The sequence below is a fragment of the Actinomyces sp. 565 genome (assembly GCF_010365615.1).
Classification (GTDB): domain Bacteria; phylum Actinomycetota; class Actinomycetes; order Actinomycetales; family Actinomycetaceae; genus Actinomyces.
This window is the reverse complement of sequence record NZ_PIZD01000065.1, coordinates 50,159-75,161: the sequence shown is the minus strand read 5'-3', so window position 1 is coordinate 75,161 and position 25,003 is coordinate 50,159. Positions and strand designations below refer to the sequence as shown.

The 25,003-nt window shown below is 70.0% G+C and carries 23 protein-coding genes; 21 read left to right on the top strand and 2 right to left on the bottom strand.

Going from position 1 to position 25,003, the window contains the following annotated elements; genetic code table 11:
* Positions 1–175: 175 nt before the first annotated feature.
* Genes GZ997_RS10745 through GZ997_RS10735 form a run of 3 tightly spaced genes read left to right on the top strand, consistent with a single transcriptional unit; the run spans position 176 to position 5,903 of the window.
* Positions 176–3,721: an ABC transporter ATP-binding protein/permease gene (locus GZ997_RS10745; protein ID WP_162679886.1), complete on the top strand. Its 3,546-nt coding sequence runs from the start codon at positions 176–178 to the stop codon at positions 3,719–3,721.
* Between the two features lie 56 nt (positions 3,722–3,777).
* Positions 3,778–5,295: an alpha-amylase gene (locus GZ997_RS10740; RefSeq protein ID WP_162679885.1), complete on the top strand. Its 1,518-nt coding sequence runs from the start codon at positions 3,778–3,780 to the stop codon at positions 5,293–5,295.
* Between the two features lie 23 nt (positions 5,296–5,318).
* Entirely contained in the window at positions 5,319–5,903 is a 585-nt protein-coding gene (locus GZ997_RS10735) for a DJ-1 family glyoxalase III (protein WP_162679884.1), read from the top strand.
* Between the two features lie 97 nt (positions 5,904–6,000).
* Here GZ997_RS10735 and GZ997_RS10730 read toward each other — a convergent pair whose 3' ends face one another.
* Together GZ997_RS10730 and GZ997_RS10725 are read right to left on the bottom strand one after the other, a co-directional pair.
* Entirely contained in the window at positions 6,001–6,564 is a 564-nt protein-coding gene (locus GZ997_RS10730; protein WP_162679883.1) for a hypothetical protein, read from the bottom strand.
* 31 nt (positions 6,565–6,595) lie between these two features.
* Entirely contained in the window at positions 6,596–8,764 is a 2,169-nt protein-coding gene (locus GZ997_RS10725; RefSeq protein WP_162679882.1) for a PspC domain-containing protein, read from the bottom strand.
* 136 nt (positions 8,765–8,900) lie between these two features.
* Between GZ997_RS10725 and GZ997_RS10720 the strand changes: the two genes are divergently transcribed.
* The 18 genes from GZ997_RS10720 to GZ997_RS10635 all read left to right on the top strand — a co-directional run bounded on the left by GZ997_RS10720 (position 8,901) and on the right by GZ997_RS10635 (position 24,860).
* Entirely contained in the window at positions 8,901–10,313 is a 1,413-nt protein-coding gene (locus GZ997_RS10720) for an ATP-binding protein (RefSeq protein WP_162679881.1), read from the top strand.
* A gap of 61 nt (positions 10,314–10,374) precedes the next feature.
* Positions 10,375–11,073 (top strand): response regulator transcription factor, encoded by a 699-nt coding sequence (locus tag GZ997_RS10715; RefSeq protein ID WP_161924646.1) that lies wholly within the window; start codon positions 10,375–10,377, stop codon positions 11,071–11,073.
* A 70-nt stretch (positions 11,074–11,143) separates the two neighbouring features.
* Positions 11,144–11,512 carry an SdpI family protein gene (locus tag GZ997_RS10710; protein ID WP_162679880.1) on the top strand — a complete coding sequence of 123 codons (369 nt, stop codon included), beginning with the start codon at positions 11,144–11,146 and terminating at the stop codon, positions 11,510–11,512.
* 129 nt (positions 11,513–11,641) lie between these two features.
* Positions 11,642–12,298, top strand: coding sequence for an L-threonylcarbamoyladenylate synthase (locus GZ997_RS10705; protein ID WP_238994420.1), 657 nt, complete (start codon positions 11,642–11,644; stop codon positions 12,296–12,298).
* On the top strand, positions 12,295–13,443 hold the full coding sequence (locus GZ997_RS10700) for an MraY family glycosyltransferase (RefSeq protein ID WP_162679878.1): 1,149 nt from the start codon (positions 12,295–12,297) through the stop codon (positions 13,441–13,443). Before GZ997_RS10705 ends, GZ997_RS10700 begins: the two co-directional genes overlap by 4 nt.
* A gap of 17 nt (positions 13,444–13,460) precedes the next feature.
* Positions 13,461–13,913 (top strand): hypothetical protein, encoded by a 453-nt coding sequence (locus tag GZ997_RS10695; protein WP_343212326.1) that lies wholly within the window; start codon positions 13,461–13,463, stop codon positions 13,911–13,913.
* A 151-nt stretch (positions 13,914–14,064) separates the two neighbouring features.
* Positions 14,065–14,889, top strand: coding sequence for a F0F1 ATP synthase subunit A (gene atpB, locus GZ997_RS10690; RefSeq protein WP_162679877.1), 825 nt, complete (start codon positions 14,065–14,067; stop codon positions 14,887–14,889).
* Between the two features lie 95 nt (positions 14,890–14,984).
* Positions 14,985–15,191 (top strand): ATP synthase F0 subunit C, encoded by a 207-nt coding sequence (gene atpE, locus GZ997_RS10685; protein ID WP_136193469.1) that lies wholly within the window; start codon positions 14,985–14,987, stop codon positions 15,189–15,191.
* Positions 15,192–15,205: 14 nt separating this feature from the next.
* On the top strand, positions 15,206–15,790 hold the full coding sequence (locus tag GZ997_RS10680; protein ID WP_238994419.1) for a F0F1 ATP synthase subunit B: 585 nt from the start codon (positions 15,206–15,208) through the stop codon (positions 15,788–15,790).
* A complete protein-coding gene (locus tag GZ997_RS10675) occupies positions 15,787–16,611 on the top strand; it encodes a F0F1 ATP synthase subunit delta (protein ID WP_162679875.1) in 825 nt (274 codons plus the stop codon). The genes GZ997_RS10680 and GZ997_RS10675 overlap by 4 nt, the downstream gene beginning before the upstream one ends.
* An 87-nt stretch (positions 16,612–16,698) precedes the next feature.
* Positions 16,699–18,330 carry a F0F1 ATP synthase subunit alpha gene (gene atpA, locus GZ997_RS10670; protein ID WP_162679874.1) on the top strand — a complete coding sequence of 544 codons (1,632 nt, stop codon included), beginning with the start codon at positions 16,699–16,701 and terminating at the stop codon, positions 18,328–18,330.
* Positions 18,331–18,335: 5 nt separating this feature from the next.
* A complete protein-coding gene (locus tag GZ997_RS10665; RefSeq protein ID WP_162679873.1) occupies positions 18,336–19,280 on the top strand; it encodes a F0F1 ATP synthase subunit gamma in 945 nt (314 codons plus the stop codon).
* A gap of 94 nt (positions 19,281–19,374) precedes the next feature.
* A complete protein-coding gene (gene atpD, locus GZ997_RS10660; RefSeq protein WP_162679872.1) occupies positions 19,375–20,826 on the top strand; it encodes a F0F1 ATP synthase subunit beta in 1,452 nt (483 codons plus the stop codon).
* A gap of 1 nt (position 20,827) precedes the next feature.
* Positions 20,828–21,178, top strand: coding sequence for a hypothetical protein (locus tag GZ997_RS10655; RefSeq protein WP_161925429.1), 351 nt, complete (start codon positions 20,828–20,830; stop codon positions 21,176–21,178).
* A gap of 10 nt (positions 21,179–21,188) precedes the next feature.
* On the top strand, positions 21,189–21,590 hold the full coding sequence (locus GZ997_RS10650; RefSeq protein ID WP_161924637.1) for a DUF2550 family protein: 402 nt from the start codon (positions 21,189–21,191) through the stop codon (positions 21,588–21,590).
* A 236-nt stretch (positions 21,591–21,826) separates the two neighbouring features.
* Positions 21,827–22,672 (top strand): SDR family oxidoreductase, encoded by an 846-nt coding sequence (locus GZ997_RS10645; RefSeq protein ID WP_162679871.1) that lies wholly within the window; start codon positions 21,827–21,829, stop codon positions 22,670–22,672.
* Between the two features lie 143 nt (positions 22,673–22,815).
* Positions 22,816–23,511 (top strand): endonuclease NucS, encoded by a 696-nt coding sequence (nucS, locus tag GZ997_RS10640; protein ID WP_162679870.1) that lies wholly within the window; start codon positions 22,816–22,818, stop codon positions 23,509–23,511.
* A gap of 107 nt (positions 23,512–23,618) precedes the next feature.
* Positions 23,619–24,860, top strand: coding sequence for a crosslink repair DNA glycosylase YcaQ family protein (locus GZ997_RS10635; RefSeq protein ID WP_162679869.1), 1,242 nt, complete (start codon positions 23,619–23,621; stop codon positions 24,858–24,860).
* Positions 24,861–25,003: the final 143 nt, after the last annotated feature.

Here is a 25,003-nt window from a genome sequence, read left to right as displayed (position 1 = left end):
GCGGCTGACTGTCTGAATCCGGGGCTGCGCGTCATATCTACCGGTCTGGGTGTGTGACTTGTGCCGGTCTGGGTGCGTAACTTGTGCCGGTCTGGGCGAGGGGTGGCTGAGCTTTGTTGGTTCTTTCAGGAAGACCGCATAGGGTTTCCTATTCAACCCCCGCTCCGGAGAGCCCATGCTTGAGCTGCACGAGATAACCAAGTCCTACCGCACCGCATCCTTCGACCAGACCGCACTGGACGGTGTGACCGTTTCCTTCCGGGACAACGAGTTCGTCGCCGTGCTCGGCCAGTCCGGCAGCGGCAAGACCACCATGCTCAACGTCATCGGCGGCCTGGACCACTTTGACTCCGGCGACCTGGTTATTGACGGGATCTCCACCAAGCACTACCGCAACCGCGACTGGGACGCCTACCGCAACAACCGCATCGGCTTCGTCTTCCAGTCCTACAACCTGATCCCGCACCAGAGCGTGCTGGCCAACGTCGAACTCGCGCTTACGCTCACCGGGGTCTCCCGGGGAGAGCGCCGCCGTCGCGCCCTGGATGCCCTGGACCAGGTGGGCCTGTCCGAGCACGTGCACAAGCGGCCGAGCCAGCTGTCCGGCGGTCAGATGCAGCGCGTAGCCATCGCCCGCGCCCTGATCAACGACCCCGAGATTCTGCTGGCCGACGAGCCCACCGGCGCCCTGGACTCGGGCACCTCCATCCAGGTGATGGACCTGCTGCGGGAGGTCGCCGCCGACCGGCTCGTCATCATGGTCACCCACAACCCCGAGCTCGCGCACGACTACGCCACCCGCATCGTGGAGCTCGCCGACGGGCGCATCACCTCAGACACCGCCCCCTACATCCCCGCAGGTGAGGACGCCCGTGAGGCCCGGCCCCCGCGGCGCACCCGCATGGGGCCGCTGACAGCACTGTCGCTGTCCTTCAGCAACCTGATGACCAAGAAGGGCCGCACCCTGATGACCTCCTTCGCGGGGTCCATCGGCATCATCGGCATCGCCCTGATCCTGGCGCTGGCCAATGGGGTCAACGCCTATATCGCTCGCACAGAGGAGGAGACGCTCTCCTCCTATCCGCTTCAGATCGAGCGGCTGGGCATGGACTACACCTCCCTGATCGCCCAGGCCACCGAGACCGCCACGCAGGACGACCTGCCCGACGGCGTGGTGGGGGAGCGGCGCGCTCTGAGCAACATGCTCGGCTCGGCCAACACCAATGACCTGGCCGCCCTGAAGTCCTACTTCGACGCCGACGGCGGCAGCATCAGCGACTACACCAACGCCATCGAGTACCTCTACGACGTCACCCCGCAGCTGTACCTGCCGGTCGACGCCGACTCCGCCGGGCAGATGCCCACCCAGGTCAACCCCGACACGGCCTTCTCCAGCTTCGGGGCCATGACGGCCACCATGCAGATGACCGCCTTCCAGCAACTGGCCGCGGACACGGACCTGTACGCCGACCAGTACGAACTCGCCTCCGGCCGCTGGCCTACCGCATACAACGAGCTGGTGATCGTCCTCCCCGAGGATGGTCGCATGAGTGACCTGACCGAGTACGCGCTCGGCCTGCGCGAGCACAGTGATCTGGAGCAGCTGGTACAGACCTACGTGTCAGGAATGGCGGGCGGCCTGCCCGGCTCCAGCGCTTTTGGCGGCGCAACGTCTACAGCTGCGGCAGCGGACCCCGCCACAGATCCAGCCACAGATCCCGCTACGGACCCCGCCACTGGGGCAACCGCGCAGGCAGGCGCCGAGGCCACCGCAGACGCGGCCGCGGAGCCGGCCGCGACCGTCGGCGCTACTTCCTCCGCTACCGCCGCCGCAGGCGACTCGGCGGACTCCGGCGCGGAGCGCACTTACGCCTACAACGACCTGATCGGGCGCACCCTGACCCTGGTCCCCGCCCACGAGCGTTACGTGTACGACGCCGACTACGACGTGTGGACGGACAAGTCCTCTGACGCCGCTTACATGTCCGGCCTGGTCGCCGCAGGAGAGACCGTCAGCGTGGTTGGGATCGTGCGCGCGAACGGTTCCCAGGCTGCGCTCGTCCCGGGCGTGTACTACCCGCCCGCGCTGACCGAGCACCTGGTTGAGCAGGCCGCGGCCTCCGACATCGTCAAGGCGCAGCTGGCCAAGCCGGAGGTGAACGTGTTTACGGGAAAGACCTTTGCCGAGGAGGCTGATGCCGCCGGGGACACCGAGTTCGACATCTCCAACCTGTTCACCGTCGATGAGGCTCAGCTGCAGCTGGCCTTCCAGATCGATCCCAGCGCCCTGGACCTTTCCGGCATGGATCTGTCAGGTGTCGACCTGTCCGGCCTGGACACCACCCAGATGGACTTCTCCGGCCTGGACCTGTCCGGCCTGGACGCCGTCCAGCCCGAGATCGACCTTTCTGACCTGGACCTGTCATCGCTCAGCCTGACCGACCTGGAGCAGCAGTTCCCCCAGCTGGCCGACGTCGACTATGTCGCCCTGATCACCCAGGCCCTGTCCGACGGCGTAATCAAGGAGGGCGCCGACGCGCAGGTCTCCGCCATGATGACCGGCCTGATCGCAGACTTCACCGACTACTACGGTGAGCACGCCGCCGGCGAGGACCCGGACGACCCCGCCGACGATCCTGACTTGGGAACACTGGTAACCGACTACCTGACCCAGGAGGAGGTGCAGCGCACCATCGCGCAGACCCTCGGCTCCGATGACGTCATCGACTCGGCCAAGCTCACCGAGAACCTCACTGCCGCCCTGGGTACCGACCCCGCCGTAGCCGACATCTCCGACGCCGTGCGAGACCAGCTCGTGGCGGAAATCGGCTCTCAGGTGGCCGGCGTGGTCGCAGGCTCTATCACCGACGCCCTGTCCAGCGCGGTGCAGCAGGCCATGGCCGCGGCCATGGCGCAGATGATGACCACCATTCAGAACCAGATCGCCGCACAGGTGCAGGCCGCAACCACCCAGCTGGCCACCGGTCTGGCTGACGCCATGAGCGTTGACGCCGATGCCTTCGCCGAGGCCTTCCAGCTGGAGATGACCCCGGAGGAGCTCAGCCAGCTGCTGGCCACGCTGGTAAGCACCGAGGCCGCCACCTACGAGTCGAACCTGTCCGCGCTGGGCTGGGCGGACCTGGACAACCCCAGCGAGATCGACATCTACCCCAAGAACTTCGAGGCCAAGGACTCGGTCAAGCAGATCCTGGAGGACTACAACGCCCAGCAGGCCGCAGTCGGCGCCGATGACAAGGTCATCACCTACACCGACGTCGTTGGCGTGCTGATGAGCTCGGTGACCCGGATCGTCAACATCATCTCCTGGCTGCTGATCGCCTTTGTGGCGATCTCCCTGGTGGTTTCCAGCATCATGATCGCCATCATCACCTACATCTCCGTGCTGGAGCGCCGCAAGGAGATCGGCATCCTGCGCGCCGTGGGTGCGTCGAAGGCGGACGTCCGCCACGTGTTCAATGCGGAGACCGTGATCGAGGGACTGCTGGCCGGGGTGATGGGCGTGGGCATCACCCTGTTGGTGAGCCTGCCCGTGAACGCCTTCATATACGGGCGCTTCGGGGTGGAGTCGATCGCCCAGCTGCCGGTCACCGCCGGCGTGGTCCTAATCCTGATATCCGTGGGACTGACCGTGCTGGCCGGCCTCATCCCAGCGGGTAAGGCGGCCCGGGAGGACCCCGTGGAGGCGCTGCGCTCGGAGTGAGGGCATCCGCGTCCGGGCCCGCGGTGGCTGATCTGTAACTCCGGTAGGCTGCCCCTGTGAGTGACAGGACTACCTTCGGTTCCGGTGGGCGTGAAAACCCGATCCTGCTCCAAGGCTTCGCCTGGGACCTCGCCGCCGACTCCAGCCACTGGCGCTTCCTGGCGGACAATGCCGCACTGATCGCGGACTCCGGCGTCACCACCATCTGGCTGCCGCCCGCCTACAAGGGGCAGGCCGGCGTAAACGACGTCGGCTACGGCGTCTACGACACCTACGACTTGGGCGAATTCGACCAGAAGGGCACGGTGCCGACCAAGTACGGCACCAAGGACGAGTACGTCGCCGCAGTCGCGGCACTGCGCGCCACCGGTATGGAGGTACTGGCGGATATTGTCCTCAACCACCGTATGGGGGCCGACGGCGTCGAGCAGGTGCGCGCCGTTGAGGTCGACGGCGCTGACCGGCGCAAGCCCATCGCGGACCCGGGCACCATCACCGCCTGGACGCGCTTCACCTTCCCCGGCCGCCGGGGCGCCTACTCCGATTTCACCTGGGACCACACCTGCTTCCTGGGCACCGACTGGGACGAGGCGACTCGTCGCAACAGCGTGTGGCTGTTCGAGGGCAAGGAGTGGAATGAGGATGTGACCGACGAGCTCGGCAACTTCGACTACCTCATGGGCGCCGATGTGGACCTGAACAACCCGCAGGTGTCGGATGAGCTCATTCGCTGGGGCCGCTGGTACCTGGAGACCACCGGTGTGGACGGCGTGCGCCTGGACGCCCTGAAGCACATGAGCCGCGAGTTCTACCGCCGCTGGTTGCCCGCCCTGCGCGAGGCCACCGGCCGGGAGGTGCCCGCCGTCGGCGAGTTCTGGTCCCGGGACGCTGCCGAGCTGTGCGCCTACCTGGGCGAGGAGCCGATCATGTGCATGTTTGACACCCCGCTGCACTACCGGCTCTACCACGCCTCCTTCAAGGACCGCTTCGACCTGTCGAAGATCTTCGAGCACACCCTGGTGGAGGCCGACCCCGATCACGCCGTCACCTTCGTGGAGAACCACGACACCCAGCCCGGTCAGTCGCTGCAGTCATTCGTGGAACCCGGGTTCAAGCCGGCCGCCTACGCGCTGATCCTGCTGCGGCGGGAGGGCACCCCCTGCGTGTTCTGGGGCGATCTGTTCGGCACCCCGGAAACCGGCGACATCTCCGCCTGCATTGAGCTGCCGCTGCTGATGCGGCTGCGCCGCAGCCTCGCCTACGGTCCGCAGCACGACGTCTTCAACGCCGCGGACCTGGTCGGCTTCACCCGGGAGGGCGACGACGAGCACCCGGGTTCCGGGCTCGCCGTCGTCCTGTCCACTGCCCTGGCCGCCACCAAGCGCCTGTATGTGGGCGCCCGGCACGCGGGGGAGCGGTGGATCTGCGCGATCGGCGGGCACGGGGCCATCACCATCAGCGGCGACGGCAGCGCCGAGTTCCCGGTCGGCGAGTCCGGGCTGTCCGTGTATGTGCCCGCATCGGCCCGCCCGATCATCGACCGGGGCATGACTCGCCTGGTCCGCGTACGCTGAGGGAACACGATCGAGGAGGAACCATGCCCACGCCGGACAAGCTCACAACCGACAAGAAGGTAGCCGTTCTCATTGCGGAGGGCCTGGAGGAGGTCGAGGCGCTGGCCGTTGTGGACGTCCTGTACCGCGCCGGTATCCGCACCGACCTGATAGCCGTGGGTGACTCCCTGGCGGTCACCTCCTCCCACAAGGTGGTGCTTACCTGCGAGGCGCTGCTGGGAGAGGTCAACCTGGCCGACTACGACATGGTGTTCCTGCCCGGCGGCATCCCCGGGACCCCCAACCTCAAGGCGAGCCCCGTCGTGACTGCGGAGGTCACCGACCGCATGGGGCAGGGCCGGCCCCTGGCTGCGATCTGCGCGGCCCCCTCGATCCTGGCGGAGCTGGAGCTGCTGGAGGGGCGCGCGGCCACCTCCAACCCGAACTTCATGAAGGTGCTGGCCGAGCACGGTGCGAGCACTTCCGAGGCTGCGGTGGTTGTTGACGACCAGCTCCTGACCAGCCGGGGCATGGGCACCGCCATCGAGCTCGGCCTGGAGATCGTGCGCCACTACCTGGGCGACGACGCCGTAGAGGCCGTCAAGCGCGGCATCGTCTACCAGCACTGACGCCGTTCCTCACCGCGGGACCGGCATAAGTGACGCAGCGGGACCGGCGCTGATGACGCGCCGGTCCCGCTGCGCTCCGCATGTCCGCTGCGCCGCCTCAGGCACCCGTTCCGGGAGCGTCCGCCTTGCGCTGGGGTACCAGCGCCATTATCAGCAGGGCGACGCCGACGCCGGCCAGTAGCGCGATCATGGCCGTCACCAGGTCGATCCGGATCCCGGTGGAGACTGCGAGCAGCAGCCCGCCCAGCACCAGGAGGACCAGTCCCCACACCAGGGTGCTCGCCCGCACGCCGCGCGGGGCCGCATCGGCGGCTGCTGGGGGCGGGACGCTGCCAGGTGTCGTCCCGGCACGGCGCTGCCCGCTCCACACGTCCTGCTCCGGGGTGACGGGTAGATCCTTGGCGTCCTTGGGCGGCGCGGGGGACTCGGGCGGCTTCCCGCCGGGCAGCTCCCAGGTGTCCTCGGAGGAGGACGGCGTCGTAGCCGGCGCGGGCAGCGGAGCGGTGGCGGAGCCGTCGGGTGCGGGGGCGGCCTCGGGGGAGGCGGCCGACAGCCCGGTGGCCGTCGCCCCGGCCTGCGGCTCCGCAGTGGTGGCGTCGGCCGGGTTGGTCTCGCCGGCGTCGGTGGCCTCCGCCTGCGCGGGGGTGTCGTTGTTGCTCATGGTTGTCTCCTCAAAAGCGCGATGTCTCAGGTCAGTGGGTAGGGGAGGCGCTGGGCTCCGGGGCGGTCGCGGCCGGCGTGGCAGTGGGCGCAGCGGTCGGCGCGGGTGAAGGCGATGGAGAGGGCACGGGTGACGCGCCGGCGGAGCCAGCCGGGGCGGATGCCTCGGCCGCCAGGGCGTCGCCTACGCACTGCTCCCAGGCCTCACGCCCCACACCGGACAAGTCCGACACGCTGTACCAGCTTCCGTACCATCCCTGGTCCTCCCAGTCCTGGTAGCTGTCAGGGTCGTCAGAATCGCCGTCGGCGTCCGCCTCCTGGTCCAGGGCCTCGGTCACCGCGTTGGCACATACCCCGGCGGTATCCGTATCGATCGCCGCATGCGTCATTGCGGGAACCGGGAGCTCGCTGTGATAGTTGCCGCGCTCGTCGAGCCAGTACTCGACGATCCAGGCCGCATCATCCATGTAGCCCCACCAGGTGACGGCGCCCGCCCACTCGTCCACGCGCACCGATCCGGTGCCCACCTCGATTTCCAGCCTCAGTGCGGTAGCCGCGTCCTGGGCGGCAGGCGAGACGAGTGTCGCAGTCTCGCCGGGACGCCAGCGCTCCACGTGGTGGGTGACGACGCTGTTGCCGTCAACGGTGAAGCGGTTGTCCGAGTACCCGCCGTACTCGTTTACGGAGCGCTCGTCGACGGTCCACTCGTCCAGGAGGGTGGCGGTGGTGATTCCAAGCCCGACACGTGAGTCCAGGCGCAGGTTCTGCCCCATGGTGGTGCGAATGGATACCGTGCCCACGCCCAGGCTCAGGTGCGCCCGCGCCTGGGGCTCCTCACCGACCGGCATGTCGGTCAGGTCGATGATGAGCTCGCCGACGGTGTAGTTGCCCAGGTCCACTGTCATGTTCGGGTCGCCGTCGGCAGCGGCGAACTGGGGCTCCAGCTCGTCCCAGGTGAGGGTGACGGTGCCGGAGGGGGTGTCCCTGGTGGTCGCAGTGGCGCTCAGGGCGCCGTCCGGCACGCTGGTGCCGATGATCAGGAGGGGTACCGCCACCAGCGCGGCGAGCCAGCCCAGGCCGGTCATCCAGCCGCCGCGGCGTCCGCGCAGCGCGCTGATGATGACACCCGCCCCCAGCAGGGCGGTGACGGCGCCGATGCTTGCGAAGCCCGCCGCGAGCGGCCCCATGCCGCCCGTCGACCAGATCAGCACGATCGCGGCCAGGCAGCAAAGGGTGATGCCCACCAGCGCCAGGCCGAGGCGCCGCCCCGGGCCGGGAACACGGGGAGGGGGAGGTACCGGACGCACGGGCCGGGGCGCGGGTCCCGGCGGGGGAGGGCCGACTGGGGATGCGCCCCGGACCGGCGCTGCCGCCCCGGCCATGACGGCCGTGCCCCGCGCTGGGCCGGCCGGTGCCTGCGTGGCCTGCTGCGGTCCGGCGGCACCAGGGGGAGCCGCCTGCGCCGACGCGGGCCGCGCCTGGGCGGAAGCCGGCGCCGGGCCGGAACCCGCAGTGGGGGCGGGAACGCGGCGCGGACCCGTCGTACTCGGGTCGGCGCGGCCTGCGGCAGACGCTGGCGTCACGGGCTGCTGCGCCCCCGGGTACGGCGCTCCGGGCGCCGTCGTCCCCCAGGGCCCGGCCTCCCCCAAGGACGCGGGCGGCTGGCGCCGCTCACGCCGAACCGCGCGGTAGATAAGGTAGACGACTCCTAGCACCAGGCAGCTTCCGACCACGGACCAGAACAGGTCGTAATAGCCCGCACCAACCCAGCCGGTGATGTACCAGGACGGGATGAACCCGTGGTCGAGCAGCACCCAGCCCGAGACGAAGGTCGCCACGGCCCCGGCGAACCCGGCGTCGAAGTCGCCGACCAGGGCCTGCTCGAGGTGGATGCGGCCATCGGACTCCTCTGGCATGAGCGCCCACCCCAGTCCGTACAGCACCAGCCCCAGGCCGCTGAAGATGGAAAGTACCACCCACACGCAGCGCACCAGGGTCGGGTCCAGGCCGAGTCGGCGGGCCAGTCCGCCGGCGACGCCGCCGATCCAACGCTCATTGGTGCGCACCAGTCCGGTGCGGCGCAGCGAGTCGAAGAATCCGGCTGCCGCCGGGCGCGGCGGCACCGGGCCGCCGTGGGGGCGTGGCGGGGGAACGGGGCCTGTGGGGCGGGCCTGCGGATCGGGAGGGGGCACTTCACTCATGCCTCCATGGTCCGTGGCGCGGCCCGCCCCGCGCGATGGGGACCTCCCCTGAACCGTCCCCGATTCGGTCACGAGTATCCCCTGATTTCCGGCACCGCCCCCACTTCGGGCCGCCCCGCCGTGCCACCATGGGACCATGACCTCAGCGGCCGCCGACGTGCCCCCCGTGTCCGGGCACGGGAATCTGCTCGCGTCGGCCTCATTCCCGACGTCGGCACCGGCACAGGCGTCGGGAGCGGGCGCGACCGCCTCGCCCCGCCCGCCGCTGCGCCGCCCGCCCCGCCGGGCCCAGCCTCCCTGCCCCTCGCGTGCGCTCGCGGGCGTATGCGCCGGACTGTCCGCCCACCTGGGCCTGCCGGTGGGAGCGGTGCGCCTGGCGCTGATGGTGCTGACGGTCTCCAGCGGTGCCGGCGCCCTGCTGTACCTGCTGCTGTGGGCGCTGGTGCCCACCGGTGATCCCCTTCGCCCCGCGCCCCTGCCGCCCGCGCGCGCCCGCCTGGCGTCTCGGCTGGCCGGACATGCCGCAGACCAGCCACTGCTGACCCCCAGGATGCGCGGGATGGCGGGTGGGGCGGCCCTGCTGCTTGCAGCTGCGCTCCTAGCCGCCTGGCGGCAGGGCGCCTTCTCCGGCGGCGCCGGCTGGCTGCTGCCGCTCGTGCTGGTGGCCGCCGGCGCCGCGCTGGCCTGGTCCCAGGCGGACGCGCTGACCGGACCGACCCGGGAATCGGGCACCATCCTGCGCCTGGCCGGGGGCGTCGTGCTCGCCGCCGTCGGCATCCTGCTGTGGATCGGGGATGACACTCCGCCGCGGGTGCTGCTCACCGGCGCGCTGACCGGCGGTGCCCTCGTACTCGGCATCGGCCTGGTGCTGGCGCCCCTGTGGCTGCGAACCAACCGCGCCCTGTCGGACACCCGCGCCGCCGAGGCCCGCGAGGCCGAGCGCGCCGACATCGCCGCGCACCTGCACGACTCCGTGCTGCAGACCCTGACCCTGATCCGCAAGCGTGCCGACGACCCCGAGACGGTGGCCCGCCTGGCCCGCTCCCAGGAGCGCGAGCTGCGTGCCTGGCTGTACACCGACCGTCCCGAGGCTGCGACCTCCGCGGCGGACGCCCTGCGCGACCTGGCCGCCGAGATCGAGGACCGCCATGGCGTTGAGGTCGAGCTCGTCGTCGTGGGGGACCGGCCCCCGGACCCGGACACCGAGATCGTCATCGCCGCCACCCGCGAGGCCCTGTCCAACGCCGTACGCCACGGCGCCCCGCCGGTGAGCGCATATGCGGAGATCACAGCCAACCAGCTGGACGTGTTCGTCCGCGATCACGGCGCCGGCTTCGACCTCGCCGAGGTGGCCCCCGACCGTCACGGCGTCAAGGAGTCGATCATTGGCCGCATGGAGCGCCATGGCGGACACGCCAGCGTCCGCCGTCGTGAATCCGGCACCGAGGTGCACCTGTCCCTGAAGACGGCGCCCTCACCGGCCACGCCGGCCTACCCGCCCGTGTCCTCACCACCCGCCGCCCCGGCCGGGCCGCCCCCTGTCCACTGACCCCGTACCACCGACCGCGTCAATCGCAGTCGTTCATCCGCACCCAGAACCAGGAGCTCCCGTGACCCACTCTTCCGACGCAAACCAGTCCGCCGGCCCGCAGCCCTCGCTGCGTGTGCTCGTGGTGGACGACCACGCCCTGGTCCGCGCCGGGGTACGTGCCGAGCTCGCCGCCGATGCCCCCGACCTGGAGGTGGTCGCCGAGGCCGACGACGTCGAGGGCGCCATCGCCGCCGTCCACGCCCTGACCCCCGACGTCGTCCTGCTGGACGTGCACCTGCCCGGCGGCAACGGCGGGGGAGGGGCCGAGGTTGTCACCGCCTGCCGGGACGTGCCCACCACCCGCTTCCTGGCCCTGTCCGTCTCCGACGCCTCCGAGGACGTCGTCGGCGTCATCCGGGCCGGCGCCCGCGGCTACGTCACTAAGGCCATCTCCTCCACTGACCTGGCGCAGGCGGTGCGGCGCGTGGCCGCCGGGGACGCCGCCTTCTCCCCGCGGCTCGCCGGCTTCGTGCTGGACGCCTTCGGCGCCGGGGCGGGGGAGGTGGCCGTGGCCGACTCCGAGCTGGACCGGCTCTCCGCCCGCGAGCGGGAGGTCATGCGGCTGATCGCCCGCGGCTACACCTACAAGGAGTGCGCCGCCGAGCTGTTCATCTCGGTCAAGACGGTGGAGACGCATGTGTCCGCCGTGCTGCGCAAGCTGCAGCTGTCCAACCGCAACGAGCTCACCCGCTGGGCGGCCGCCCGCCGCATCGTGTAGGCGACCCGGCTGATGGTAAACTGTGATCTGTTCCATAGGAGTCGTGCCCTGGGTAGAACGAGGTGAGGACATGGCGGACTTCCTGGCGAGCCTGCTGTTGGCGGTTGTATGCGCCACAGGCGGACTCGCGGTTACCATCATCGGCGTCAAGATGAAGCGAGGCACCCTCAAGCCGAACTCCTTCGCGGGCGTGCGCATCCCCCGCGCCTACCGCTCCGAGGAGGACTGGTATCAGATCCAGTCTGCCTGCGCGAACGCCACCTTGCTGATGGGCTTCATATTCTTCGACTGCGCGGTGCTGTTCCTGATTCAGGCGTTATTGCCTGAAATCATTCCGTTCATGTTCCCGTGCGTAGTATTCGTGCTCCAGTCGATTCTCGGCATTGCCCTGATCTGGTATGCCGCCTTGACCGCTGACAGGCATTCGGCCAGGCGCTGAACGTTACCGAGATGCGTGGGCGGGTGACCGCTCGGACTCAACATCCACACGCATTACGGTGCGTGCGCGCGTGGGCGGGTGAATCGTGCGAGGATGACGGCCGTGACACAGCAGGCCCCTTCGGACTCGATGCCCGAGCAGATCGCCAGGGCCGCTGCACACGTCGCCGCCGGTGGGATCCTCGCACTGCCCACGGACACGGTCTACGGCCTGGGTGTGCGCGCCGACGACGCGGCCGCCGTCTCCCGCCTACTGGCCGCCAAGGGACGCGGCCGTGCCATGCCGCCGCCCGTACTGGTTGCGGATGCCAGTCGGCTCGACGGTATCGTCGCCCGCATTCCGGATGCCGCCCGCGCGCTTATGGAGGCCTTCTGGCCCGGAGCGCTCACCCTCGTGCTCGACGCCGCGCCCGGCCTCGGCTGGGACCTGGGGGATACCGGGGGCACAATCGCCGTGCGCATGCCCGATCACCCCCTCGCCCTGGCCGTGCTGCGCGCCACGGGCCCAATGGCGGTGACCAGTGCCAATGCCACGGGCAGGCCCCCGGCCACCGACGCCGCCGGGGTACGGGCCGCCTTCCCCGGCCGCGTCGTCGACGTCGCCGGGGCGCCCCGGCCGGGCGCGATCGGGGCGGTGCCCACACAGATCCGCCTGCTCGACGGCGGCCCCACTCCCGGATCCGTGCCCTCCACGATCATCTCCCTGGCCGGCGCGCGGGCGCAGTCCCCGGCTCTGCTGCGTGAGGGCGCCATCACCCGGGCGCAGCTGGAGGGCGCGGGCGCATGAAGGTCTATTTGCTGGTACTGCTGGTCGCCGCGGCCGTCACCTATGTCGCCGTGCCGATTGTGCGTCACCTCGCCCTGGTCGCCGGCGCCCTCACCCCGGTGCGGGCGCGGGACGTACACGCCACCCCGATCCCGCGGCTGGGAGGCGTGGCGATGTTCGCGGGCTTCGCCACGGCGATGGTGATGGCCTCGCGGGTGCCCTACCTGTCCAATGTCATCGACTCCTCCGCCTGGGCGGTGGTGCTGGGCGCCGGACTGGTGTGCCTCCTGGGCGTGATCGACGACCTGTGGGAATTGGACTGGATGACCAAGCTGGTTGGACAGGTGCTGGCTGCCGGCATCATGGCCTGGCAGGGAGTGCAGCTGATCACCTTCCCCGTAGGCGGTCTGACGCTCGGCTCCTCGCGGCTGTCCCTGTTCTCCACCATCATCGTGGTGCTGGCGGTGATCAACGCCGTCAACTTCGTCGACGGCCTGGACGGTCTGGCCGCGGGCATCATCGGCATTGGCGCCTCCGCCTTCTTCCTGTACATCTACGTGCTCACCCGCCACACCTCACCGGAGTCCTACACCTCCCTGGCGGCCACGGTGATGGCGGCCCTGATCGGCATCTGCCTGGGCTTCCTGCCCCATAACTTCCACCCGGCCACCATCTTCATGGGCGACTCCGGATCCATGCAGCTGGGCCTGATCAGCGCGGCCGGCACGATCATCGTCACCGGGCAGATCGACCCCGGCATACTGGAGGGGCCGACGGCGGTGCCCGTGTTCCTGCCGGTGCTAATCCCCCTGGCGGTGCTGCTGCTGCCGCTGATGGACATGATTATGGCGATCGTGCGCCGTGCCCGGGCCGGCCACAGCCCCTTCCACCCCGACCGCATGCACATGCACCACCGGCTGCTCGCCGCCGGCCACTCGCACCGCCGCGCCGTGCTGGTGATGTACGTGTGGGCGGCGGTGGCCGCGTACTCCGTGGCGGCCATGGCCTTCTTCCCGCTGCGCTGGGTGCTGGTGGGAAGCATCGCGGGGGTCGGCATTGCCCTGGTGGTCACCGCTGACCTGATGCCCGGCGTCCGGCAGGCGTGGATGCGGGGCCTGGGCGCGCGCCGCGTGCGCGCCCGCCACGGTGCGGGAGGCCGACGTTGAGCCAAGGGCGCCCGGCAGTGCCGAAGACACCGCAGCGAGTACCGCGCCGCATGCAGCACCGATCCCTGTTCCGGCGCACGGCCGTGCGCGTTGCGTGCACCGGCGTCGTGATCGCGGCTGCCGCGCTCATCGCCGGTGGGATCGCGGGCGGCGCCGCCTGGTCCGGGGCCGCCTTGGGCGCGCTGACCGGAGGGCTGCTGACCGCCATTACCGTGGTCGCCCTGCTCGTTCCCTGGGACCGGTTCCCCATGCTGGCGTCGGCCGGCGTGATGGCGTCCTTCGCCGGGAAGGTGCTGGTGATGATCGGGGTGGTACTGGTGCTCGGGCCGCACCGGGACGCACTTGCCCCGGGCTGGTTCTTCAGCGCCTTCGCCGCAGCACTGCTGGGGGTCACCGGCGTGGAGGTGGTCTCGCTCGGATCCGGCAGCCATGCGCCCTCCGGCGGTTGCGAGCCGGATCAGGACACCTGATCCGGCCGACCCCGGTGAAGTGCGGTCGGGGCAGAATGCAGGTAGGGTTGTGTGCCCGAGAGGGGAGTAGCCTGACCGCTAGGTGCCCGTACCGGTTGCCCTGGCGGCGTTACGGAGCCTCTAAGTCCTTAATCGTTCCCGAGGAGGTCCGGTGACAACGAGCTCGAGCCTGGCGGCCGGCTTGGCCGTCATCGCGCCGGCGAGTGACGGAGGCGGATTCGAGCCCCCCTCGCTCGACGACTTCTACCCCGAGGCCTTCGCGCTGGTGGGCACACCCTTTGAACTCAACCGGGTCATGCTAGTGCGCATCATCATGACCCTGGTGCTGGTGGCCTTGTTCGGGATAGGTGCGGCCCGCGCCAAGGTGGTGCCGGGGCGCATGCAGAACGTGCTGGAGATGCTGCTGGAGTTCGTGCGCAAGAACATCGCGGTGGAGATCCTCGGGGAGAAGTACGGCGCCCGGTACGCTCCGATCATCACCACGATCTTCCTGGGCGTGTTCTTCCTGAACATCTCCGGCATCCTGCCCGGGCTGCAGATCGCCTCCACCGGCGTGGTCGGCATGCCCCTCGTGTTCGCCATGGTCTCCTACATCGCCTTCGTCTACGCGGGCGTACGCGCCAACGGGGCGGGCAAGTTCATCAAGGGCTCGCTCGTACCAAGCGGCGTTCCCGGGTTCCTCTACCCCCTGATCGTGCCGGTGGAGTTCCTGTCAACCTTCGTGCTCCGGCCGCTGACGTTGACGGTGCGTCTCATGGCCAACATGATCTCGGGACACCTGCTGCTATCGCTGTGCTTCCTGGCCACCAACGCGCTGTTCGTCTACGCGACGGCGCAGTTGAAGGTCCTGGGCACGATTACCTTCGCGGCGGGTATCGTCTTCATACTGTTCGAGGCCTTCGTCGCCGCCCTGCAGGCCTACATCTTCGCGCTGCTCAGCGCCGTGTACATCGAGTCCTCGGTGCACATGCACTGAACCCAGCCGCAGCCCCAATCCAGCAAGACCCAGTCCACCAACCAGTCCAGTAACACGTTTCGGCACCCACCAACACGAGGAGAAACCACATGGGAATCACCGGTTCTATCGCGACGATCGGATACGCCCTTGCCACCGTCGGTCCCGCCCTCGGTATCGGCATGGTCGTGGCCAAGACCCAGGAGTCCACGGCCCGCCAGCCCGAGGTGGCCGGCGTCCTGCGCACCAACATGTTCATCGGCGCGGCCCTGATTGAGGCGCTCGGTCTGCTCGGGTTCGCCGCCGGCTTCGTCTTCAGCTGATGGTCGTGGCCAAGATGTCAGTCGGTACGCTCGTGGCGGCGGCCTCCGGGGCCCCCGAGGGGATCTTCCTGTTCGTGCCGCACCTGGCTGATCTGGTGTGGGGCACGCTGTGCTTCCTGCTCATCGCCGTCGTCCTGGTCAAGTACGCCCTGCCGCGCTTCAACGCCGTGCTAGATGAGCGCACCGCGAAGATCGAGGAGGGCCTGGCGCTGACGGAGAGGGCCAAGGAGGAGCAGTCCGACGCCGAGGCCCGGGCCACCCGCCTGGTGGAGGACGCCCGCCTGGAGGCGGCCCGGATCCGGGAGCGGGCGCAGGCGGAGGCGGACAAGATCATCGCCGACGCCCGTGCCGAGGCCGCGGGCGAGGCCGGCCGCGCCATGGAGTCCGCCGAGCGGCAGATCGAGGCCGACAAGCAGGCCGCCCAGATCTCGCTCCGCTCCGACATCGGCCTGCTGGCCACCGACCTGGCGGAGAAGCTCGTTGGCGAGCACCTGGCCGACGCCGAATTGTCCGGACGGGTCATCGACCGCTTCCTCGACGAGCTCGAGCACAAGCCGGTCAGTCCCGCCTGGTCCGCGCGGGCGGGGGCAGTCCGGTGAAAGCCGGCACCTCAGCCACCCGTGCGCTCACCGAGGAGGCCTGGGCGCCCGTCCTGGCCGCCGCCGGGGCGCAGGGGCAGCAGCTCGGCGAGCAGATCCTCGCCGTGGCCCACGAGATCGCCTCCAACCCGTTGCGCGGCCCCCTGACCGATCCCAACCGGGAGCCGGAGGACAAGGCCGCCCTGGCCGCCCGCCTGTTCACCGGGCGTGCGGATGAGCGCGTCGTCGAGCTGCTGCAGGGGATGGTGCGCGGCCGCTGGTCGCGGGCCGTCGACCTGATCAGTGCGCTGCACGACCTGGGTATCCAGGCGATCCTGTCCGGGGCGCAGGCCGGCGGCACCCTCGACGACGTCGAGCAGGAGGTCTTCGCCGTCGCCCGGGAGGTCGCCGCCAACCGGGAGATCCGCCAGGCGCTGGAGCCGGCCCGCCGCACCAGCACTGACGCGCGGGTGCGCCTGGCACACCGCCTGTTCGCCTCGCGCATCTCCCACCCCGCCATGACCCTGGTGGCCTGGTGCGTGCGGCACCAGCCGGAGGTCGCGGTAGGCGGGGTGCCCTACAACCTCAGGCGCGTCACGGAGCTGGCCGCCGGCATGCAGAACCGGGTCATCGCCGACGTCGTCACGGCAGTGCCGCTGACGACGGCGCAGCAGGCCCGCCTGCGCGCGATCCTGGTCCGCCGGCTGGGATTCGACGTGGAGCTCAACCTTGAGGTGGATCCGGAGGTCATCGGCGGCGTGCGGGTGGTGGTACGCGACCTCGTCATGGACAGCACCATGCGCCACTCGCTCGCGGAACTGCGCGGCAGTCTGACCGGATGACGCAGGTCGCAGGGACGGATTCCGCATGCACAAGCCAAATGAACCGCTGCGAGCAAAGCAGCAAGCCAAACGCGAAGGAGACGACAGATGGCTGACATGACCATCGCAGCGGAGGACGTCCGCTCCGCCCTGGAAGAGTTCGTCGATTCCTACCGGCCGGCGCAGGTGGCGGCCGAGGAGATCGGGCACGTGGTCTTCGCCGCAGACGGAATCGCCCAGGTGGAGGGGCTGCCGGGGGCGATGGCCAACGAGCTGCTCACCTTCGAGGACGGCACCGCCGGCCTGGCCATGAACCTGGACGAGCGCCAGATCGGTGTGGTCATCCTGGGGGACTACTCGGGAATCGACGAGGGCCAGGTCGTGCACCGCACCGGAGAGGTCCTCTCGGTTCCGGTGGGGGATGCCTTCCTCGGCCGCGTCGTCGACCCGCTGGGCCGCCCCATCGACGGGCTCGGTGAGATCGCCGCCGAGGGGCGCCGCGCCCTGGAGCTGCAGGCCCCCGGCGTGATGGCCCGCAAGTCCGTGCACGAGCCGCTGCAGACGGGCCTGAAGGCGATCGACTCTATGATCCCGATCGGCCGCGGACAGCGCCAGCTGATCATCGGCGACCGCAAGACGGGCAAGACCGCCATCGCCCTGGACACGATCCTGAACCAGAAGGCAGCCTGGGAGACCGGGGACCCGAACCAGCAGGTGCGCTGCATCTATGTGGCCACCGGCCAGAAGGGCTCCACCATCGCCTCCGTGCGCGCCACGCTGGAGGAGCGCGGCGCCCTGGAGTACACCACGATCGTGGCCTCCCCGGCCTCCGACCCGGCCGGCTTCAAGTACCTCTCGCCCTACACCGGCTCCGCGATCGGCCAGCACTGGATGTACGGTGGCAAGCACGTGCTGATCGTGTTCGACGACCTGTCCAAGCAGGCGGAGGCCTACCGTGCCGTGTCCCTGCTGCTCCGCCGTCCGCCGGGCCGCGAGGCCTACCCCGGTGACGTCTTCTACCTCCACTCCCGGCTGCTGGAGCGCTGCGCCAAGCTCTCCGACGAGCTGGGGGCCGGCTCGATGACCGGCCTGCCCATCATCGAGACGAAGGCGAACGACGTGTCCGCCTATATCCCCACCAACGTCATCTCCATCACCGACGGGCAGATCTTCCTGCAGTCCGACCTGTTCAACGCGGACCAGCGCCCCGCCGTCGACGTGGGCATCTCGGTCTCCCGCGTGGGTGGGGACGCCCAGATCAAGGCGATGAAGAGCGTGGCCGGCACGCTGAAGATCACGCTGGCCCAGTACCGCTCGATGCAGGCCTTCGCCATGTTCGCCTCCGACCTGGATGCCACGACCCGCCAGCAGCTGACTCGCGGCGAGCGGCTCATGGAGCTGCTCAAGCAGCCGCAGTTCACCCCCTACGCCGTGGAGGACCAGGTCGCCAGCGTCTGGGCCGGCACCAACGGCTACCTCGATGACCTCGACGTCGCCGATGTGCTGCCCTTTGAGCGCAGCCTGCTGGACCACCTGCGTCGCAACACCGACATCCTGGACACCATCCGGACCACTGGTTGCCTGGACGAGGACACCGAGGCGGCGCTGCGCCAAGCCGTGGAGTCCTTCCGCACCACCTACCTGGCCGGCGGGCGCATGCTCTCCGGCGAGGTCGAGGCGCTTGAGGAAGAGGTGCCTGCTGAGCACACCGCCGAGCAGATCGTGGTCAAGAGGGGCTGACCGACGTGGCAGGGAACCAGCGCATCTACAAGCAGCGTATCCGGTCCACCCAGACGCTGCAGAAGGTCTTCCGGGCCATGGAGCTGATCGCCTCCTCCCGGATCGGTTCCGCACGCAATAACGCCCAGGAGGCCGGCCCCTACGACCACGCCCTGAGCCAGGCGGTTGCCGCCGTCGGCACGCACGCCGCCCTGGACCACCCGCTCACCCGGGAGCGGGAGGACACCAATAGGGTGGCCGTCCTCGTGCTCACCTCCGACCGCGGCATGGCCGGCGCCTACTCCGCCACCATCCTGCGGGAGACCGAGCGGCTGATCGAGCAGCTGGTCGACGCCGGCAAGGAGCCGGTGCTGTTCACCTACGGACGGCGCGCCGCGGCGTACTTCGCATTCCGCGGCCGCCCCGTGGAGTTCTCCTGGACCGGTGAGTCCGACCGGCCCAGTGACTCCTCCATCGAGGAGGTCGCCACGGTCATGCTGGACTACTTCCTGTCCAGCCCGGAGGCCGGCGGCGTGGCGGAGGTGCACATCGTCTTCACCCGCTTCGTCTCAATGGTCTCCCAGGTGCCAGAGGTGCGGCGCATGCTGCCGCTTAAAGTCGTGGACGTGGACGGCCCCGGCGAGCTGAACCGGGAGGACCTGGCCCCCGACGTCGAGCGCGTGCGGGCCGAGCGGACCGGAGCCCGACCCCTGTACGAGTTCACTCCCAGTGCCGATGCCGTCCTGGACGCCCTGCTAACCCGCTATGTGCGCAGCCGCATCCGCAACGCCCTGCTGCAGGCCGCCGCCTCCGAGCTGGCCAGCCGCCAGCAGGCCATGCACACGGCAACGTCCAATGCCGAGGACCTCATCGCCACCTACACCCGCCTGGCCAACGCCGCCCGCCAGGGAGACATCACCCAGGAGATCACCGAGATCGTCTCGGGCGCGGACGCCCTGGGCTCGCAATAGCGGCCCGGCACATGACGCCCGGCGTACCCGCGCATCAAAGCCACTCACCCACCGACCACCGCAGCTTCTGGCAGAACGGATGGAAGAACGCATCATGACCGACACGACTCCCCAAGGGAACACCCCCGCCATCGGGCACGTCACCCGGATCATCGGCGCCGTCGTCGACGTCGAGTTCCCGCCGGACGCGATCCCGGCGATGTACAACGCGCTGAAGGTGACCGTAAACGCCACCGGTGAGGGCGACGTCGCCCATGAGATCACCCTCGAGGTGGCCCAGCACCTGGGTGACAACATCGTGCGCGCCGTCTCGCTCAAGCCCACCGACGGGCTCGTGCGCGGCTCGGAGGTACGCGACACCGGCGCCCCGATCTCCGTGCCGGTCGGAGACGCCACCCTCGGGCACGTCTTCAACGTGACCGGTGAGGCGCTCAACCTCGCCGCGGGTGAGCGCCTGGAGATCAGCGAGCGCTGGCCCATCCACCGCCAGCCGCCGACCTTCGAGCAGCTAGAGCCCAAGGAGCAGATGTTCGAGACCGGCATCAAGGTCATCGACCTGCTCACCCCCTACGTGCAGGGCGGCAAGATCGGCCTGTTCGGCGGTGCCGGCGTCGGCAAGACGGTCCTGATCCAGGAGATGATCCAGCGCGTCGCCCAGAACCACGGCGGCGTGTCCGTGTTCGCCGGCGTCGGCGAGCGCACCCGTGAGGGCAACGACCTGATCGGTGAGATGGAGGAGGCAGGCGTCTTCGACAAGACCGCCTTGGTGTTCGGGCAGATGGACGAGCCGCCGGGTACGCGCCTGCGGGTGGCGCTGAGCGCGCTGACCATGGCGGAGTACTTCCGCGACGTCCAGCACCAGGACGTGCTGCTGTTCATCGACAACATCTTCCGCTTCACCCAGGCCGGCTCGGAGGTCTCCACACTGCTGGGCCGCATGCCGTCGGCCGTCGGCTACCAGCCCAACCTGGCTGATGAGATGGGGCAGCTGCAGGAGCGCATTACCTCGGCCGGGGGGCACTCCATTACCTCGCTGCAGGCGATCTACGTGCCCGCCGACGACTACACCGACCCCGCCCCGGCCACGACCTTCGCCCACCTGGATGCCACCACGGAGCTGTCGCGCGACATCGCCTCCCGCGGCATCTACCCGGCGGTGGACCCGCTGGCCTCCACCTCCCGGCTGCTCGCCCCTCAGTACGTGGGCCAGGAGCACTACGACGTTGCCACCCGCGTGAAGTCCATCCTGCAGAAGAACAAGGAGTTGCAGGACATTATCGCGATCCTCGGCGTGGATGAGCTCTCCGAGGAGGACAAGGTCACCGTGGGCCGGGCGCGGCGTATCGAGCAGTTCCTGTCCCAGAACACCTACATGGCGGAGAAGTTCACGGGCGTGTCCGGATCCACGGTGCCGCTGGCGGAGACCATCGAGGCCTTCCGCCGCATCACCGAGGGCGACTACGACCACCTGCCCGAGCAGGCGTTCTTCAACATCGGCGGCATCGAGGATCTTGAGCGCCGCGCGGCAGAGATGGCGGATGCCTGATATGCCCGGTGAACGCATGCTTCAAGTGGAGGTGGTCTCCCGCTACGGGGGCGAGGCCTGGGCGGGTAGGGCCACCCGGGTCTCGGTGCCGCTGCCCGACGGCGAGCTCGGCGTGCTGCCCGGGCGCCAGCCCATCCTGGCGGTGCTCGGGCGCGGCGACGTGCGGATCGCCCCGGCCGACGGCGGTCAGGAAGTCAGCGTGCCGGTGGCCGGAGGATTCTGTTCCGTCTATGCGGATGTGGTCACCGTGGCGGCGGACGCCGCCGGCGCGGAGACCACCGACTCCGGCGTCACCGTCAGCGACGTCCTGGCCGAGACAATCGTGATTCCGGGCGTAGGCATGCGGGACTGAGGGGGGAGACATGCCGGTGTGGGAAGTGGTCGTCGCCGTGGCGCTAGTGGTCATCGCCCTCACCGGAGGTTTTCTCCTGCGGCTGCGTTTTCTGGCCGGGCGGGTCGGGTCCTTCGAATGCGCGCTGCGCCCGCAGGGAAGTGCGCGCTGGATCAGCGGTATCGCGGTATTCGGCGACGACGATCTGGAGTGGCACCGGCTTGTCTCCTTCGGGCTGCGTCGCCGTCGTCGCTTCAGGCGCGATGACCTTGAGCTCGGCCCGGTGCACCACCGCGGCCAGGGCGGGCACGTGGTGGACGTGCCGTGCAAGTACCGCGGGGAGCGCTTCGAGCTGGCCATGGTGGAGGACTCCCACTCCGCGCTGGTCGCCTGGATCGAATCCGCCGCCCCCTCCCAGCCCACCCTCTTCTAGCGCTCTGACCCCTACTCCTCTCGCCCCTACTCCTCTTCTGCGCCGCCCCACCCCTTCGCCGAGACCGGCACAAGTAACGCACCGAGACCGGTCGACATGGTGGTGCGTGCACCGCGCTCCTCCAGGAGGGCTACCGCCACGGCACAGAGGCGGTTACAGGGGCACAGCCAGACCCCCTTTGACACTGCCTGCCCAGTCGCTAGCGGCAGCGGCTCACCGGGTCAACAATCGATGCCATGAGTACACAACGTCCCGTAACTGTTCTGCTTGGTGCCGGAGCCATCGGCACCGCCATCGCCCGCCGCGTCACCAACGGCGGCCACATCGTCGTCGCCGACCTGCGGCTGGAGAACGCACAGAAGGTCCGTGAGCAGCTGCTCGACGCCGGTTACAGCGCCGAGGCGACGACGACGGACCTGGCCGATCCCGCCTCCATCCGGGCCCTTGCGGAGCACGCCGCCTCACTCGGGCCGGTCACCCGCGTCATCCTCGCCGGCGGAGTGTCGCCGTCGCAGGCCGACATCCCCACTATTTTGCGGGTAGACCTGTACGGCTTCGCCGTCGCGCTGGAGGAATTCGGCAAGGTCATCGCCCCGGGCGGCTCCGGCGTCGTCATCTCCAGCCAGTCCGGCTACCGCATGCCCGCGCTCACCCGTGAGCAGGACGCCCTGCTGGCGACCACCCCCGTGGACGAGCTACTCGCACTGCCCATGCTCGCTGAGGGCGCCGTGACTTCCACCCTGCACGCCTACCAGATGTCCAAGCGTGCTAACGGCCTGCGCGTGCGGGCCAACGCCGTCACCTGGGGTGAGCGCGGTGCCCGCATCAATTCCATCAGCCCCGGCATCGTCATTACGCCGCTCGCGCGCGACGAGCTCGAGGGGCCGCGCGGCGCCGGCTACCGCAAGCAGCTCGAGTTCTCCCCGGCCGGGCGCGCCGGCACGCCCGATGAGATCGCCGCGCTGGCCGGTTTCCTCATGGGGCCCGAGGCCGGCTACATCAACGGCACCGATGTATTGGCCGACGGAGGCGTGACCGCCTCCTGGTACTACGGGCCGCTGTCCGCGGGCGGGGCGAACTGAGAGACAGCGCCGCCGCGTCATGTCGACCGGTTTCGGTGCGTCAATAGTGCCGGTTTCGGCGTGTTACGAGTGCCGGTTTCGGTGAGTGGGGTGCCGACCGGATGCGTGAGCGTCGGGGCGAGGGGTGCGGGTAGGCTGCCGGGGTGCGCGTCGTCATTGCTTCCTGCTCCGTGGACTACTCCGGTCGCCTGGACGCTCATCTGCCCCGGGCCACCCGCCTGATCATGGTCAAGGCCGACGGCTCGGTGCTGGTCCACTCCGACGGCGGCTCCTACAAGCCGCTGAACTGGATGAGCCCGCCCGCCCGCCTGGCGGAGGTCGCCCCGGATGAGGAGGACGCCGAGGCCGGCGTTACGGCCCGCTGGGAGGTGACCGCAGCCAAGACCGACGACCGCCTGGTCATCCGACTGTTCGAGATCGTCTCGGACGCCAGCGTGGAACTCGGTGTCGACCCCGGACTGACCAAGGACGGGGTCGAGGCCCACCTGCAGGAGCTGCTCGCAGAGCAGGTGGAGGTGCTCGGCCCCGGCTTCCGCCTGGTGCGCCGCGAGTACCCCACCCCCATCGGCCCGGTCGACCTGCTGGTGCGTGACGCCGCCGGCGCCGCGGTGGCCGTGGAGGTCAAGCGGGTGGGCGGCATCGACGGCGTCGAGCAGCTGACCCGCTACCTGGACATGCTCGACCGCGACCCGCTGCTGACCCCGGTGCGCGGCGTGTTCGCCGCCCAGCAGATCAAGCCGCAGGCGCGCGTGCTGGCCGAGGACCGTGGCATCCGCTGCGTCGTGCTGGACTACGACGCCATGCGCGGGCTGGACGACCCCTCCTCCCGCCTGTTCTGACGGGCCGGCACCACCCCGGCGGCACGGGACCGGGCCGGAATCACGGCGCGTGCGCCGTTATCTCTCCTCATCGTGCCGCACCCTCGCCGGGCGCTTAGCATCTGCCCATGCCCGCCGCACGCCCCGTTGCCGCCCCGCGCGAGATGTCCTACCTGCGCATTGTCGCCCAGGGTCTCGTTCCCGTCACCACCGCCCCCGACGTCGTCGAGACGGTGCGCCGTCAGTTGGCCATGCAGGGCCAGCAGCCCTCCGCCGTCCCGCACGCGCTGATCATCCGGGCCGACGGCGCCACCGGCTCCGACGTCGACGCCGCATTCGCCGGTGGCCACCTGGTGCGCTCCTGGCCCATGCGCGGCACGATCCACATCACCACCGCCGCCGACCACCACTGGCTGCGCGAGGCACTCATGCACCGCTCGGACGCCTGGACGCGACAGACCGAGGCGCGCCTGGGGATTGACAACGCCGTCCTGGGGCGCGCCGCCGATGCCGCGTTGGGGCTCATCGGCCGGGAGGGGCCGGTGGCCCGCACCCGGCTGATCAGGGCCTGGCAGGAGGCCGGCCTGCTTGACTCGGCGGACGCATCCACCCCGGGGACCTGGCACCGGCGGCACCTGCTGGTGCGGTTGCAGCGTGAGGGCGTACTGGTGCAGGGGCCCAGGCGCGGCAACGAGCACCTGATCGTGGACGCCCGCGCCCTGCCGGGTGCCGAGACCGGCCCCGGAGGCAGCGGGGGAGCCGCGCGCGGTACTGGCGGGCATGGCGCCGCCCTGGCGGAGATCGCCCGCCGCTACGCCACCAGTCACGGGCCGGTGAGTGCCGCCGACCTCGCCCGCTGGACCACGCTGCCACTGGCGCAGGCCACGCGCGCCCTCGAGGACGCCGTCGAAGTCACGAACGCCGCCGCCTACCCGGTGGACCCGGCCGCCGCTCGCGTGCCGCTGGTGCGCGCCCGTGCGGAGGGCGGGCTGCGGGGGAGCGTCCGGCTGCTCGGAGCCGATGCGGGGGCGGGGCCCGGGCGCGACGTGCTCTACCTGCGCGCCGACCTGCCCGAACTGCTGGAGGCGAATGCGCGCGCCGTCGGCCGCACCCTGTTCCTGCCGTCCTTCGACGAATTGCACGTGGGCTACAAGGACCGGCTCTGCTTGACCGACGCCGCCGGGGAGCGGCTGATCTGCCCGGCGGCCAACGGCATGTTCCGGCCGTTGCTGGTGGACCGGGGGCGAGTGGTGGCCGTGCGTCCCGTGGGGGAGGGGCTGCTGTGGGCCGACGGCGCCCGCCGCTCGGCTCGGCTGGATGCCGCGGTGGACCGGGTGGTGCGGCGCGTGGAGCGCAGACTGAGCCGCTGAATGCCGCGGCTTGGCGGCCGCAGCGGAACCAACCCGGCAAGACAACAGACATCTGATGTCTGCGGGTTCTTGCGGTAGACTCGCTGCATGAGCAGTGCCGCCACACCCACAGGCTCCGCGTCGGTCTCTTCCAAGCCGCGCTC